Annotated in this window: 15 protein-coding genes; 13 read left to right on the forward strand and 2 right to left on the reverse strand. The window is 44.4% G+C overall.

Annotation, left to right across the window (positions count from 1 at the left end; translation table 11 throughout):
- The 4 genes from RAC86_RS24100 to ywpJ all read left to right on the forward strand — a co-directional run.
- Nucleotides 1-382, forward strand: a 382-nt coding sequence (locus RAC86_RS24100; RefSeq protein ID WP_377886093.1) for a hypothetical protein, incomplete at its 5' end; no start/stop codon positions are given.
- 76 nt (nucleotides 383-458) lie between these two features.
- Nucleotides 459-800 (forward strand): single-stranded DNA-binding protein SsbB, encoded by a 342-nt coding sequence (gene ssbB / locus RAC86_RS24105; RefSeq protein WP_014115447.1) that lies wholly within the window; start codon nucleotides 459-461, stop codon nucleotides 798-800.
- A 224-nt stretch (nucleotides 801-1,024) separates the two neighbouring features.
- Nucleotides 1,025-1,801: a transcriptional regulator GlcR gene (glcR, locus tag RAC86_RS24110; RefSeq protein ID WP_014115446.1), complete on the forward strand. Its 777-nt coding sequence runs from the start codon at nucleotides 1,025-1,027 to the stop codon at nucleotides 1,799-1,801.
- Between the two features lie 5 nt (nucleotides 1,802-1,806).
- Entirely contained in the window at nucleotides 1,807-2,664 is an 858-nt protein-coding gene (gene ywpJ / locus RAC86_RS24115; protein ID WP_072565394.1) for a phosphatase YwpJ, read from the forward strand.
- 130 nt (nucleotides 2,665-2,794) lie between these two features.
- Here the strand turns inward: ywpJ and RAC86_RS24120 are convergent, their stop codons facing one another.
- Nucleotides 2,795-5,563 carry a DEAD/DEAH box helicase gene (locus RAC86_RS24120; protein ID WP_072565393.1) on the reverse strand — a complete coding sequence of 923 codons (2,769 nt, stop codon included), beginning with the start codon at nucleotides 5,561-5,563 and terminating at the stop codon, nucleotides 2,795-2,797.
- A complete protein-coding gene (locus RAC86_RS24125) occupies nucleotides 5,550-7,160 on the reverse strand; it encodes an SWIM zinc finger family protein (RefSeq protein WP_072565392.1) in 1,611 nt (536 codons plus the stop codon). The genes RAC86_RS24120 and RAC86_RS24125 overlap by 14 nt, the downstream gene beginning before the upstream one ends.
- A 204-nt stretch (nucleotides 7,161-7,364) precedes the next feature.
- Here RAC86_RS24125 and RAC86_RS24130 point away from each other — a divergent pair, with 204 nt between their 5' ends.
- The 9 genes from RAC86_RS24130 (at nucleotide 7,365) to RAC86_RS24170 (ending at nucleotide 14,975) form a co-directional block, all read left to right on the forward strand.
- Nucleotides 7,365-7,508, forward strand: coding sequence for a YwzD family small protein (locus RAC86_RS24130; protein ID WP_003221769.1), 144 nt, complete (start codon nucleotides 7,365-7,367; stop codon nucleotides 7,506-7,508).
- Between the two features lie 234 nt (nucleotides 7,509-7,742).
- The gene (gene tkmA / locus RAC86_RS24135) at nucleotides 7,743-8,489 is read left to right on the forward strand and encodes a protein-tyrosine kinase activator TkmA (protein ID WP_014115441.1); all 747 of its coding nucleotides are present in this window, start codon (nucleotides 7,743-7,745) and stop codon (nucleotides 8,487-8,489) included.
- Nucleotides 8,479-9,195: a CpsD/CapB family tyrosine-protein kinase gene (locus tag RAC86_RS24140; RefSeq protein ID WP_072565391.1), complete on the forward strand. Its 717-nt coding sequence runs from the start codon at nucleotides 8,479-8,481 to the stop codon at nucleotides 9,193-9,195. Before tkmA ends, RAC86_RS24140 begins: the two co-directional genes overlap by 11 nt.
- 49 nt (nucleotides 9,196-9,244) lie before the next feature.
- Nucleotides 9,245-10,009, forward strand: a complete 765-nt coding sequence (locus RAC86_RS24145; RefSeq protein WP_072565390.1) for a tyrosine-protein phosphatase — start codon at nucleotides 9,245-9,247, stop codon at nucleotides 10,007-10,009.
- A 195-nt stretch (nucleotides 10,010-10,204) separates the two neighbouring features.
- Nucleotides 10,205-11,527, forward strand: coding sequence for a UDP-glucose 6-dehydrogenase UglF (gene uglF, locus RAC86_RS24150; protein WP_072565389.1), 1,323 nt, complete (start codon nucleotides 10,205-10,207; stop codon nucleotides 11,525-11,527).
- Between the two features lie 362 nt (nucleotides 11,528-11,889).
- Nucleotides 11,890-12,312, forward strand: coding sequence for a YwqH-like family protein (locus tag RAC86_RS24155; RefSeq protein ID WP_014115436.1), 423 nt, complete (start codon nucleotides 11,890-11,892; stop codon nucleotides 12,310-12,312).
- A gap of 9 nt (nucleotides 12,313-12,321) precedes the next feature.
- Nucleotides 12,322-12,582, forward strand: a complete 261-nt coding sequence (locus RAC86_RS24160) for a YwqI/YxiC family protein (protein WP_003221757.1) — start codon at nucleotides 12,322-12,324, stop codon at nucleotides 12,580-12,582.
- Nucleotides 12,583-12,600: 18 nt separating this feature from the next.
- Nucleotides 12,601-14,418 carry a T7SS effector LXG polymorphic toxin gene (locus RAC86_RS24165; protein WP_072565388.1) on the forward strand — a complete coding sequence of 606 codons (1,818 nt, stop codon included), beginning with the start codon at nucleotides 12,601-12,603 and terminating at the stop codon, nucleotides 14,416-14,418.
- A gap of 5 nt (nucleotides 14,419-14,423) precedes the next feature.
- A complete protein-coding gene (locus RAC86_RS24170; RefSeq protein ID WP_072181893.1) occupies nucleotides 14,424-14,975 on the forward strand; it encodes a hypothetical protein in 552 nt (183 codons plus the stop codon).
- Nucleotides 14,976-15,195: the final 220 nt, after the last annotated feature.

Genomic DNA, 15,195 nt, shown 5'->3' on the forward strand with positions numbered 1-15,195 from the left:
GAATCAATTTCGTTTAAAAGAAATTTATATTGACGGCACTCCTTCTGAGGATTGTTTGATTCAAAAGGAAGTAACATATATGTTAAGCCGTAAAGAAGTGTTTGAGGTTCATCTGAACAAGAGAGGCAGGATAAGCTTTTTATACGAAACGCAAGACGGCATGGAACAGTATAAAATTAAGGTGTCACTGCCGGAAAAAAAACTGAGCTTTCAGTGGTTTGCATGGGATGGTTCTTCCTATGTGTGTATGAATACGCAAAATTGGCTGACAAAGCAAATATTTTTCCGGTTTTTAAAAAGTACATATTTCTTTAAAGGGAAAAAACAAAAGATGTTTTTAGCTGAAGGAAAAATGAAAACGAAAGATAAAAACAGAGGCTGAAAGTCACTTTTACACGTTTTTCTTTTCTCATTGCATCATCTACAATACATATAACCGCAAGGAGAGGAGGAATCGCATGTTCAATCAGGTCATGCTTGTCGGACGTCTTACAAAAGATCCTGAGCTTCGCTACACTTCCGCCGGTGCGGCAGTCGCACATGTTACGCTCGCGGTAAATCGCAGCTTCAAAAATGCTTCAGGTGAAATCGAGGCCGACTACGTCAATTGCACACTTTGGAGAAAAACAGCTGAAAACACGGCGTTGTATTGCCAAAAAGGTTCTCTCGTCGGCGTAAGCGGGCGGATTCAGACAAGAAGCTATGAAAACGCAGAAGGCGTTACCGTATATGTAACGGAAGTGTTGGCTGACACTGTTCGTTTTATGGACCCTAAACCCCGGGAAAAAGCTGCCGATTGACATCCCCCTGATCCTCCCGTTTTCTATCCATTCATATAATCCGGATCTCCGCATCATCCCCTCAAAATTGACCAGTCGACCAGACTGGTTCTTTCTATTGTTTCATTTAGGAAAAATTGGTTCTTATGATGCATTTTTGCTTAAATTCACTTAATAATGTTGAATGAAATTGAATAAAAACTTATAATTGCTTAAAGATGATTGATAAGAAAAGGAATGAGGGCGTGTACCAAGAAGAAAGATTAGTAGCGATTTTGGATTTTTTAAAACAGCATAACCGAATTACAACGGAGCAGATCTGTACGCTTCTTCAGGTGTCAAGGGATACAGCGAGACGGGATCTTGTGAAGCTGGAGGAACAGAATGCCATCATCCGTACAAGGGGCGGTGCCATTTTGCCGACTGTGCATCAGAAAATTCAAAGTTACTCTGGCCGCCTGAAAACAGTGTCCGAGGAAAAAAACAAGATCGGCAGGCTTGCCGCATCGCTCATTCATGATGGTGACCGGGTGATTTTAGACGCTTCTACAACCGTTCAGGCATGTGCAAAGCATTTGAATGCGGATGATTGTACGGTGATCACCAACTCGATTAATCTCGCGGAAGTGCTGTCCGATAAAGAGGGAATTGAAATCTATCTGCTCGGAGGCAAGCTGGAAAAGGAACACCGCTTTCTGTACGGCGCCTCTGTGATTGAAAAGCTCTCAAGCTACCACGTCGATAAAGCGCTGATCGGTGTGGTCGGCATTTCCGAACATGGCATTACAATTGCGCATGAAGAGGATGGTATGGTGAAGCGAAAAATGATCCAGCAGGCAAAGCAGGTGATCGCGCTTGCAGATCATTCGAAGCTGGGGAGCACCAGTTTTTATCAGTATGCGGAGCTGAGTGAAATCGATCTCTTGATCACAGACAAGCTGCCGAATCAGGCGTTTTGTGACTTGCTTGACCGTAATGGTGTGGAACTTCTCGTGACAGAGCAGGATGAAGGAAAGGGCTGACAAACTTGAAATTGATTGCGATTGACTTAGATGGAACCTTACTCAACAGCAAGCATCAGGTAAGCTTGGAAAATGAAAACGCGCTGCGGCAGGCGCAGCGGGACGGCATTGAAGTGGTGGTGTCAACTGGGCGCGCTCATTTTGACGTCATGTCAATTTTTGAACCGCTGGGGATCAAAACGTGGGTCATCAGCGCAAACGGCGCCGTCATTCACGATCCCGATGGCAGGCTTTATCATCACGAAACGATTGATAAGAAGCGGGCATATGATATTCTCTCATGGCTTGAGTCGGAAAACTATTATTACGAGGTATTCACAGGTTCAGCCATATATACGCCGCAAAACGGCAAGGAGCTTCTTGAGGTTGAGCTGGACAGATTCAGAAGCGCGAATCCGGAAGCAGATCTTTCTGTCCTTATGCAGGCGGCCGAGGTGCAATACAGCCAATCCGGCTTCGCTTATATTGGCTCGTTTCAAGAGCTGTTTGAGGCTGATCAGGAGATCGACTTTTATAATATTCTCGGTTTTTCTTTCTTCAAGGAGAAGCTCGAGGCAGGCTGGAAAAAATATGAGCATGCCGAAGATTTGACGCTTGTCAGTTCTGCTGAGCACAACTTTGAGCTATCTTCCCGCAAAGCTTCCAAGGGGCAGGCGCTGAAGAGGCTTGCGGAACGGCTGAATATCCCGATCGCAGAAACCGCGGCTGTCGGTGACAGCTTAAATGACAAATCGATGCTGGAGGCGGCGGGAAAAGGTGTAGCGATGGGCAATGCGCGGGAAGATATCAAAGCGATGGCCGATGCTGTCACCTTGACCAATGACGAACACGGTGTCGCACATATGATTAAACATTTACTGTAGGTTTATATGCTGCATCAAAAGCGCATCCTGTTGATAACCGGCGTAACGGATTCCTTGGAAATTCGGCGTGACGGATATGAACGGAAAAAAGCTGGCTCTTTCAAAAGAGCCAGCTTTTTTATAGTCATTCTCATCGCGCTGAGGCGCTTAATGTAAACAATTCTTCGAGTTCCTGTGTGGAAAGCTCGGTAATCCAGTTTTCACTTTGGATAATTTGGTCGTTCAGGGTTTGTTTCGATTCGAGCATAACATCAATTTTTTCTTCGATTGTTCCCGTTGTAATCATTTTATGAACGTGGACAAAGCGCTCCTGGCCAATGCGGTATGCCCGGTCAGTGGCCTGATTTTCAACGGCTGGGTTCCACCATCTGTCATAATGGATGACGTGATTGGCGGCGGTCAAATTAAGCCCGGTGCCTCCAGCTTTGAGTGAAAGAATGAGTGTCGGGTATTCTTTCTTCTGAAATTTCTCAACGAGTGTATCCCGCTCTTGCTTGGAGAGACTCCCGTTTAAAAATTTCACAGGTTCGCCGAACGTTTTTTCAAGCAGCCTTTTCATCATGTTCCCCATCTGAATGTATTGCGTGAAAATAAGGCAGCTTTCGTTTTGGACGCGGATCGCTGTCATGAGTTCCAGCAATTTCTCGAGCTTGACTGATCTGCCAGCCAGCAGCTCGGTTTGATCCTCTTTTAAATAGAGCGCGGGGTGATCGCATATTTGCTTGAGACGTCCGAGCATGCTGAGGATCAACGCTTTTCTCTGCATGCCGGTCAGTGACGTCATATGGTCAAATGTGTCTTTGACAAGCTGCTCATAAAGTGACGCCTGTTCGGCTGACAGCGGGATAAATTCTTTTTCTTCCAGCTTCTCAGGAAGATTAAGCGCGACCTCTTCATCACGTTTCGTCCGCCGCAGAAGGAATGGGCGGATTAACTGCTGAAGCTGTCCGATTCTCTTTTCGTCCCGGTCTTTTTCAATCGGCAGCACATAGCGTTTATGGAAGCCCGTCAGACTGCCGAGGTAGCCTTTATTCATGAAGTCAAAAATGGACCATAGTTCAGTTAAGCGATTTTCCATTGGCGTGCCGCTCAGCGCGATATGGTGAAGCCCTTTCAGCTTTCTGATTGCACGTGATTGCTTCGTATGCGCGTTTTTAATATTTTGCGCTTCATCAAGGCAGATTGTGTTCCATGTCACAGAAGACATCTCTTCCGAATCGGCATGCGACAATCCGTATGAAGTGAGTACCACATCTGCGTTTTCGTAATGCGCGGCGAAATCATCACCTTTTGGACGGCGCGGCCCATAATGGAGCGCGACAGACAGGTCAGGTGCAAAGGTTTGAAGCTCCCGCTGCCAGTTGCCGAGTACGGATGTCGGCGCGATAATCAAATTCGGCGTTTTTTGCCGGCCGCTTTCCTTCACGTGTAGGAAATAGGCGATCATTTGAATCGTTTTCCCAAGACCCATATCGTCAGCCAGACAGGCGCCAAAACCGCTTTCTCGCAGAAACAGCAGCCAGTTCATGCCGTATTTCTGATAGGGGCGGAGAGTTCCTTGGAAAGAAGGGCTGACTTCGTGCTCCGGCAGATTTTCCGCGGCCGTAAGCTTTCGAATCAGTGACCTGAGCTGTTTGGACAGATCAAATTGAATGCCGGCAAAAGCGGATGTATCAATCAGATCTGAATCTTCAAGCCCGCCTTCCCCCTGATCCATTAGTTCGCGCGCCAGAATATCAGACATGTGGAGTCCTTCCGATTCCGCTTTTTCCATCAGGCGTTTCATTTGTTTGATAAACTGCGGATCGATTTTTACCCATTGCCCGCGTATATTAACGAGGCGCCTGTTGCTGGCGACAAGCTCATTAAATTCAGCCTCAGTCAGCTCAATTCCATTTGTCGCAAACCGCCAGTTGAAATCAAGCAGCGCATTCATGCCGACAAATGACTCGCCGCGCGGGGCGGACGATACCTTTGCCTTCAGCATCATGTTGCTGTCTCTGACAATCTGCCACCAGGATGGCAGGAGAATTTCAACCCCCATATCGACAAGCGTCTCACTTGCTTCTGACAGGAAGATCCAGGCTTCTTCCTCTGAAATCAGCGTTGTCCCAGAATCAAATGACAGCCACGGAACCGTTCTGTGAAAGCGATCCTGCTCACGTGCGATTTTATCGCTGTACGCCTGCCACGATTTCTTAAGGCTCTTCAGCCCGTCAAAGAATTCAACAGCGCCGCTCTTTTTATCGCGTAAAAACATCTCGATTTTCCAATCGTCTCCGTCAAAGTCTGGCTCATTTAAGCGCAGGCCGACTGTAAATGGAGATTGATCGTCAATCCAGCCGATCCCTTCAAGAAAATCCTCTTCATCGAGAAAATGTCCGCGGAATGTCGTGACCGCAGGCGATTTCTCCTTAATGTGTTCCCATTTCTCCCGCAGGTCATCGTCGTATTGGATGTAGTCCTGCACTGCAGCGGAAAACCAATCCGCAGTAAAGCCATCTAGTATCTTGTCGCGGTCCTTCCAGCGAAAAACACCGTTTGTCCATGCTTCATAGTCAGGCAGAAAATCGCCGTCTGCGATAAATTCATAGATGGTCGATGCCGCCTCGATCAGCGGCTCCGTTTCTTCTGTAAGCTGCACGGAGCTGAATGAGTTGAACGAGTTTTTGCCGAGAAGCTCTACAGTCATCCATGGAGAAAGCAAAACAGCGGTTGTCCCGATGAAGCTGACATCCTCAAGAAAGGTTCCGTAAAATGAGGATTCATGCCATTGGAACAAATGCCTTTTCATATGGCTGTAGGGAAGGGGCTGTTCATTCTCATCAAAGGCTGAGAGCGTAAATGAACCATCTTCCATTTGTTCGACGTGGATGAGAATTTCTTTAAGACTCGCCATCAATCAACTTTCCTTTCTGCAGTTCTTCTTGAAGCGCGCGCAGACGCTTGTAATGCGAGCTCAGCTGCTGAATATATCGCTCCCACACCTTCAGTTTCTTCGCTTTTCTGTACAGGGTGCGCAGTTTTTTCAAATACCGTGCAGCTTCCTTGTACGAGCTGCGGTTCTTCTGATCGATAAAAAAGGCCACTTCTCTGTGGTAAGCCGGGATAAGCGCCTCCGGATCGCTCGCTGCAATTTCCTTCAGCATCATTTTATCCATTTCATAGATGGAAAAGCCGACAAGGCTGTGAATTTCGATCCACTCGGCATACCGTTTTTTCTCATATAAGTGATGGCTGTATTCTGTGAACGTATACGGCAGACAGCCCGAAGCATAGCGTTCAAACAGCGATTGGTCATTGGTTTGCTTCACATAGGCATTCAGCAGAAGGAACAATTCGCTGATCACGTCGCGAATCTCTTTAAACGGCTTATCCAGTTTCGTATAACCCATCGCAATCGGTTCAATCCGCTGGTACCATGTTTTCAGCCGTTTCCAATCCTTCTTGGCAGTGATTTCACTCAGCCACTGAAACGTATACGGCAGCGCTTCCGGCGGGAATTCATCAGCTTCCGCAAAAATAACGTCATCATTCTTCTGCAAGAATTCCAAGTGCAGGCGCCCGAATTGCAATTCAGGAGAAAAACGCCGTCCGGCTTCTTTTTTCAAAATCTCCTGTTCGCGCGCCACCCATTTTGGCCGCGACAGCAGCGCACTCCAAATTTCACTGAAGATGCGGATGCGTTCATATTGAAAAATATCTTCTTTCAACAGCAAATGTCGGATAACTTCCGGTGTTTTTTCCAAAAACGGATCAAGCGCAAATGACAGCGCATATGTTTTTAATTTATCAATAGAGCTGTAGATTGTATCCATCAGCTGTTCAACATACGGATTGAGGGAATAAAAGTCTTGCTCGGGGTTCAGCTTGCCCGCTTCAATCAATGTGAACATCCGAAGCCAAACCGCAATCGCGGAATGAATTTGGTACAGGCTTTTCAGCTCCGGCTTGTTCGGCGCATGCTTTTTTAATGCGGACAGGTAGCCGTAATAGAGGCCCTGCATGTTTTGGCTGCTTTCCGGCGTGCGCGCCTGCCAGAGAGAGAACTCTGAATCAAAAAAAGCGAGCCAGCTTGAAAGCGATTCTTCATTAGGCAGCACCTTTTCCTGGAATTGGCGGCGGACGAGCTCTTTGCTTTCCTCAAGCTTTTCCCTCTCAAGCCAATACTCTGTAAAAGTACCCACCCGCTCAAACATTGCATATACATATAAAAACACAGCCAGCATATGGCGGCAGATTCTTCCAGACGGACATGAACAGCCGCTTTTGACTATGACAAACAAGTTCAATGTGACCCGCACAGGGACAACATCCTGCACAAAAGCCGTAACTTCCGTCGGACTCACTGCTTGTAAACGATAGACTGAATCCTGCCGATATAAAATAAGGGCTTTTTTGATCAGCTGAACATTTTCCTCATTGTAGGGAAGGAGTTCTTTCAACTGTTCGGCAGATGCCAGCACATCGTCTTTGGAAATCATATTCTGAAGCATGATTATCGCTCCTAACCGAGTCACGTAATAAAAAGATCCAATTTCTCTATTATATCGCAACACATCGGCCTGAAAAAGTTTTTCCTAAAAAAGGACATAAAAAATGGGATGTGTCGAATGATGTATTAGAGATTGCAAATTGATAACCGGCATCATATAATAATCGTGTTTTCAACTTAATGGAAGCTGAAAGGAACAAAAAAGATGAGTGAAAAGAAATTGAATCAAGAAGAATTTCTGAAAATTTTGATGCATGCACATGAAATTGGTGAGCGGTCATCTGAAATGACGACGAAGGAAATGCTTGAAAATTTGATTTCTCATATTAAAAATGGATATGCAACATAAGAATCCCGCACGCCTTTTGCGGGATTTTTTTAATGCGTGAATACGTGACTGCCTGAATAGGAGAAAAAGAGTAAGCTTTGTCAAAACAGTAAATAGAGCGCTTACATAAAGAATCGCCACATAACGTTTTGTAAAAAAATGTCGAATTATGTCACGTGAAAAGCTGGAGAAATGCGGTTTCTACGTTGTATAATCGTAGATGGAAAAGGATGTTATAAGAGATTTGGAGGTATCATGGGAGAATCTACTAGCTTAAAAGAGATATTATCAACGTTAACAAAACGCATACTTTTGATTATGATTGTAACCGCAGCGGCCACTGCTGCCGGCGGACTCATCAGTTTCTTCGCACTTACACCCATCTATGAAAATTCAACTCAGATTCTGGTCAATCAATCGAAAAACAACCAAAAAGAAGTCCAATTTAACGATGTTCAAACCAATCTACAGTTAATCAATACGTATAACGTCATCATTAAGAGCCCTGCCATCTTAGACGAAGTCATTAAAGAGATGGGCCTGTCGATGACATCTCAGGAACTGAATGACAAAATTACCGTATCCAGCGAGCAGGACTCCCAAGTGGTTAACATATCAGTCAAGGATGAAAACGCGGAAACAGCGGCTCATATTGCCAATACCATCGCATCTGTCTTTAAAACCAAAATCACATCCATTATGAATGTTGACAATGTCAGTATTCTGTCAAAAGCCGAGGTTTCAGACCATCCGTCACCTGTATCGCCAAAGCCGCTTCTTAACATTGCCATCGCGTTTGCGGCGGGATTGGCGGGAAGCATCGGTCTGGCCTTCCTGCTTGAGCATTTAGATAATACGATCAAATCGGAAGAGCAGCTCGAATCCTTGCTGGACATACCGGTTTTAGGGACGGTTTCCACGATTGCGAATGAGCAGAAAACAGCGAAGAGCCTACACGGTATCCAATCTGAAAAAGCGGGGAGTGGACATTTTGGCGCTTAGAAAAAGCAGAGGCTCTTGGATACGCAGAAATGTCATTGCGATGACAGAGCCGAAATCCTTGAACTCTGAACAATATAGAACGATTCGTACGAATATCGAATTTGCTTCAGTGGACCGCCAAATGAAATCAGTGATGATCACATCGGCCTGTCCCGGAGAAGGAAAATCAACGACGGCCGCTAACCTGGCTGTCGTATTTGCCCAGCAGGGAAAAAAAGTGCTTCTAATTGATGCCGATTTGCGAAAACCAACAGTACATACGGCCTTTCATCTTGAAAATATGATTGGCTTAACAACTGTTTTATTAAAGAAAAGCTCACTGGAGCAGGCTGTACAAGCCTCAAATGCAACACATCTTGACGTGCTGACGAGCGGCCCGATCCCGCCAAACCCTGCTGAGCTTCTCTCCTCGAAGTGGATGAACGAGCTTGCAGACGAAGTGTGTGCGGCATATGATATGGTCATTTTTGATACGCCGCCTATTCTTGCTGTAGCGGATGCGCAAATTTTAGGCAACGTGGCAGACGGGTCTGTTTTGGTTATCTCAAGCGGGAAAACAGAAAAGGAACAAGCCGCAAAAGCGAAAGAGGCACTTGAATCGTGCAAAAGCAAGCTCCTTGGGGCGATTATGAACGGCAAAAAGCTTTCGAAGCACTCTGAATACGGATATTACGGAAACAAGGAAAATTTCATACAAAATAAATAACGTGCAGCTTGCCCGTTATTTATTTTTGCGAAAAAAAGGAGGCTAAGACATGATAGATATCCACTGTCACATTCTTCCGGCAATGGATGACGGGGCAAGCGATTCAGCCGACAGTATAGAAATGGCAAGGGCTGCTGTTTATCAGGGAATCCGGGCCATCATTGCGACACCGCATCATAAGAACGGTGTGTATGAAAACGGTCAAGCCGCAGTCAGAGAAGCGGCAGATCAGTTAAACAAACGTTTAATCAAAGAAGACATCCCTATAACCGTGCTTCCGGGGCAGGAAATCAGAATCTATGGCGATTTGGAACGGGATCTTGCTGAACAGCAGCTGCTTACACTGAACGATACTAAATACATTCTGATTGAGTTTCCGTTTGATCAGGTTCCCCGATATGCGGAGCAGCTTTTTTATGATTTGCAGCTGAAAGGATATATTCCGGTTATCGCCCATCCTGAACGAAACAGGGAAATTCGCGAAAACCCGTCCTTGCTGTATCATCTTGTGGAAAAAGGAGCGGCATCTCAAGTGACTTCAGGAAGTCTTGCGGGTACTTTCGGAAAACAGATGAAAGCATTTTCTCTCCGGCTGGCTGAAGCCAATTTGATTCATTTCGTAGCATCAGATGCTCATAATCTGAAAACAAGAGACTTTCATTACCAGGAAGCCTTTCATGTTCTTAAGAAAGAATTTGGTCCGGAATTCCCTTATATGCTGACGGAAAATGCCGAGCTTCTCCTTCAGAATCAGACGATCTACAGGCAGCCTCCGCAGCCGCTCAAAAGAAGAAAATTATTTGGGCTCTTTTAAACAGCCGGTTCTCATTTCACCACTTTCTTTCTGAGAGCGATATAATAGTATACTGTATGATTGAATCACATTTCAGAAATCTGTACAGGCTGTACCCGACAGGCTATGCGGGAGATCATCCGCATTCATGATAGGATGTTCTCATACGATAATACGAAAGCTGCAAAGCAGCAATTTAACTGTTGGAGGGAAACAATGAATATAACAGTCATCGGAACAGGCTATGTCGGTCTTGTGACAGGTGTTTCTCTTTCTGAGATTGGACATCATGTAACCTGCATTGATATTGACGCTCACAAGATTGATGAAATGAGAAAAGGCATTTCCCCCATATTTGAACCGGGTCTTGAAGAGCTGATGAGAAAAAATACAGCTGATGGACGGCTGAACTTTGAAACGAGCTATGAGAACGGCTTGGCACAGGCAGACATTATTTTTATAGCGGTCGGCACACCGCAGAAAAGCGATGGGCACGCGAACCTGGAGCATATTACAGATGCAGCCAAACGCATCGCCCGGCATGTCAAACGGGATACCATTGTGGTAACGAAAAGCACAGTGCCCGTCGGAACAAATGATTTGATTGATGGGCTAATCACTGAACATCTTGCAGAGCCTGTGAGCATTTCGGTCGCATCCAATCCTGAATTTTTACGTGAAGGATCGGCGATCTATGACACGTTTTATGGCGATAGAATCGTGATCGGAACGGCGGATCAGAAAACAGCCAAGACGCTTGAGGAGCTTTTCCGTCCGTTTCAAATCCCGATTTATCAAACAGATATCAGAAGCGCCGAGATGATCAAATATGCCTCAAATGCTTTTCTGGCTACTAAGATCAGTTTTATAAATGAAATTTCAAATATATGTGAAAAGGTTGGCGCCGATATTGAAGCAGTCGCGTACGGCATGGGACAGGATAAGCGGATCGGGAGCCAGTTTTTAAAAGCCGGCATAGGCTACGGCGGCTCTTGTTTTCCGAAGGACACAAACGCTCTCGTGCAAATTGCCGGCAATGTCGCGCATGATTTTGAACTGCTGAAATCGGTCATCAAAGTCAACAACAATCAGCAGGCGATGCTGGTTGATAAAGCGCTGAACAGGCTCGGCGGGGTGACGGGAAAAACGATTGCCCTTTTAGGGCTGTCATTTAAACCGAATACGGATGATATGAGGGAAGCGCCGTCGATTGTCATTGCAGACCGTCTCGCTGCGCTCGAAGCCCATATTATAGCCTACGATCCCATTGCCGCCAGCCATGCGAAGCATGTTCTCCCGCAAGCTGTTGAATATAAAGAGACGATCGAGGAAGCAGTCAAAGGCTCCGACGCCGTCATGATTTTAACCGACTGGGCCAACATTAAACAATTCCCGTTAGCGGCCTATCAGAACTTGATGAAAACGCCGCTCATCTTTGACGGCAGAAACTGCTACACATTGGATGAAGCAGCTGAGGCAGGAGTGGAGTATTACTCTGTGGGACGGAAGGCGGTTGTTCCGTCAGGTGCAATTCAATAGTTGGAAAAGAGAAAACTGGCTGGAAGCCAGTTTTTTTCTTTTCTACTACGGTTTAAAGTGAAAAAACAAAATATGCTCTTACGACAAGAGACAGATCATCAACATCTGTCTCTTTCAAGTGTCTTTATAACTATGACTTTAGGTGTTTTCATCTTATAAAACGCTTTCGTTGGCTGTATAACGAACAAAAACAAGATTATAGACCTACACATTGCGAGCATTATACGTCGAAATTAAGCCGTTTACCCTATTTAAGCCGCCTTCTGGCTATTTTAAAATATAATATATGGAAATAAAGTATGGAAAAGTCTATCTTCATCAGCCCCTCCATACGACTTTTTGAGTATTAAGAGGTGAATCAGATGGGTTATGAAAGTATGTTAGCGGATATCAAAAGTTCGCTCAACGGAAAAATTTCCGACGTAGAAGACAAGATCGAAAAGCTGAAAAAAGCAAAAAAGGACATAGACACACTGCAAGAAGAGGCAATTACTGAAATCAAAGACATTGTGAAACCGGAATTAGGCAAGCACTGGACGGGAACAAAAGCGGATGATTTCGACAAGGGCAGAGAAAACGCAAAATCGGAAGCATCCAAGATTGTGAATGATAAATATAACGAGTATATGGCTTCGATTCAAAGCAAAATATTTTGGCTTGAAACAGAGAAATTCGAGCTGAATTTGACAAAAAGCGCAGCGAATGCCGCAGGCGACCTTCTTGCTAAAGGAGAAGAGTTCGTGGAAGAAGCGGGAAGACAAATTAGTAAACTAAAATGGTGGTGATCTTTTTTTATGTCAGAAATTAAGCTGAAGTACGACACAGTCATCAAAACATTGGATTCTGTCAAAGACGCGCTGGCTGACGTATCAATCGGCGCAGCAGGATCAAATGGAAAAAACAGCCTCGATTACACGAAAAAATATCATGAGCGTGAGGAGAACATCAAAACCATGCTCGGAGATTATAAAAAAGCGGTGCAGAAAAATATCGAGGATACGAAGGATAACGTAGATTCACTCAAAGAGCAGGACGAGGCGATAGCGGTAAAATAGAAAAGAAAGGGCAGTGTGATGAGCAAAGTATTTGAATCTAAATCTTTAATCGAAGAAGCGAAGAGCAGAAAAAAGCAATATGAGACGCTTGAGGAGCAGCTGGATACGCTGAAAAAAGCATTTCAGGAAGTGGCGGATTTAGGCGACAATTTTAAAGGAAAAGGCGCGGACAATATTAAAGATTTCTTTCAGGGACAGGCGGAAATCGTCGAAAGCTGGCTGACGCTTGTTTCTGCTCAAATTGCGTTTTTAAATGGCATTTCAGGCGACATTAAAGATCAAGAACTGAATGATTCATATGTGGAAACTTCTTTTTTGGATCATGAGCTGCCCAATGGAGACTTGAAAGCCTCAGAGATTGTCACCGCTCATAAAGAGGAAATCGATTCCATTTTGTCAGGAATCAGCGATATTATTGATCTCGACATGTACACGCTTGACGACTATGCCGATAAGATGGGCGATGCCCAAAAAATCAGACGTGACACGATCACAGCAGTCGATAAGCTTGACGAGTCTCTGACAACTGAATATCAAAATTTAGAATCTCTGGACAACGCAGTGCTCAGCAAATATTCCGTTCTCATGCAGGCCACCAGTAACGGGAAAAGCGCATCCCCTATGTACTATGACAAAAAAGCATTCCACAGCAATGAAGTCTACAAAAGCGTCATTGAAGTAGAAAAACAGGGAACAACATATATCGATGCAAAAAAACAGCAAGCAGAAGCAAGACGGCTTCAGGAAAAGGCTGAAGAAGAAGCAAATAAACCATGGTACGAGAAAACATGGGATGGAGTTTGCAACTTTACTGGAGAAGTCACTGGTTATTATGATTATAAAAGAGCAACCGAAGGTGTTGATCCGGTTACCGGAGAAAAACTCTCCACCGCAGAACGTGTGACAGCAGGAGCTATGGCAGCAGCTGGCTTCATACCGGTCGTCGGCTGGGTAGGCCGCGCCTTCAAAGGCGGAAAAGCCATCTACAAAACCGGAAAAACTGTCATTGCCGCAGAACACGCTTTAGATGCTTATAAAACTGGAAAATCCTTAGACATTCTCAAAATGTCAGAAATGGGTGCATACGGCCTTGTTGCTTCTAATGGATTCTCAGAAGCTGTCACGGGAAGGGATATGTTTGGAAATAAAGTGTCTGAGGAGAAGCGGAAGCAAGGGGCGCTGGAAGCGGCATTGAGCTTGGTCGGAGCCGGTGCATTGGCGAAACATATAGACAAAGGCATACCGCTTGCAACCCATTCAAAAGTCCAAAAAGCTAACAAGACACTAGAAAAAGTAAAACAATTCAAAGTCCCAACAAACGTCCGCGTATACGCAGAACGCCCAGTAACTCCCGAGGGCTTCACATTCGGATTCCCGACAGTCCGTGTCGATGTGGAAACGACTGCTGTTAAGGATCTTGGGATTGTGAAGATGGCGAGTAGCCAGTCAAAAAAACCCAAATGGTTGGAAAAACCTGAGGGGATGACTCAAAATGATTACGTTGCTCATAATGGTACTAACTACAGTAAGAAGAAACGGACTGAAGAATACAATGCTGCGATAGCTGACAGGGAGAAGATAGTTGGAGACAATTCAAATGGATATCGTTTAAAGGAACCAACTAACTGGATGGAAGATAGAGGCATGGTACAAATAAAAGAAAGATTAAAAAGAAAATCTTGGACAGATAAAGATGGATTTAATTGGCAATGGGATTCCCAGCATGGCAAATTAGAAAAGTGGAACCGTAGAAGAACAGAGCATTTAGGAGAGTTTGATCCTGTAACTGGTAAGCAGACGAAAAAAGGCGAGCCTTCAAGAAGATGGGATGGTTAAAAACTATGGAACATGGAATCAGATTTATTAGTGAATATCCTGAAATCGGTGAATTGCTTCATCGTCTATTTGTGAAAAGGGAATTAGACGAATGGTATAAGAACAAATGTGCAGAGAAAATAAAAGTGCCTGATGAGTTTAATCAAATAAAAGGTTTGAAAAAAATTGAAGTTAGAGATTTAAACAATCCTTCAGGAGAAATTGATATCCATTTGAAAGATCTTTCTGGGGAGAATAGTTTTCATTTAGAACAGCAAATCAATATGAAAGTATCTAAATTGGTGCCTGTTTATGTACTAGATTATAGCTATTCCCTAAGACACGATTTAATTGACGGCGCTTATGATATTATAGGGACTGCTGAATCTTTAGAATTCATTCAGGGAACGAACTATATCAATAAAATAATGCATGAGAAAGGGTTTATCGAACTCAGTTATTTGTATGATTACTACGATACTGTGTATGAATGGAGTGAATTGCCACATATACAGCCTTTCAACAGGAGATTAACATTAGGAGATGCCTTGTTTACTGATGTATTAGAGTTGCTATAGTTAAAAACTTGCCGTGTTGTCATCGGCAAGTTTTTTTAAAATGATGAAGCTTTTTAAAGCTTGGCCAACGAAGTACAAGGAGAAGCGGGATGGGCGAAGATCATATTTCTCAATTGCAGCCATTAAAAATCTGTGATGGCTGGTCTGTAGTACTGAACAATTTAAACTCAGAAAAAAGAACGGAAGAAGAATATGAACTTCTAATACTGCAAAATGAAAA

This window comes from Bacillus sp. LR_5 (assembly GCF_042709275.1).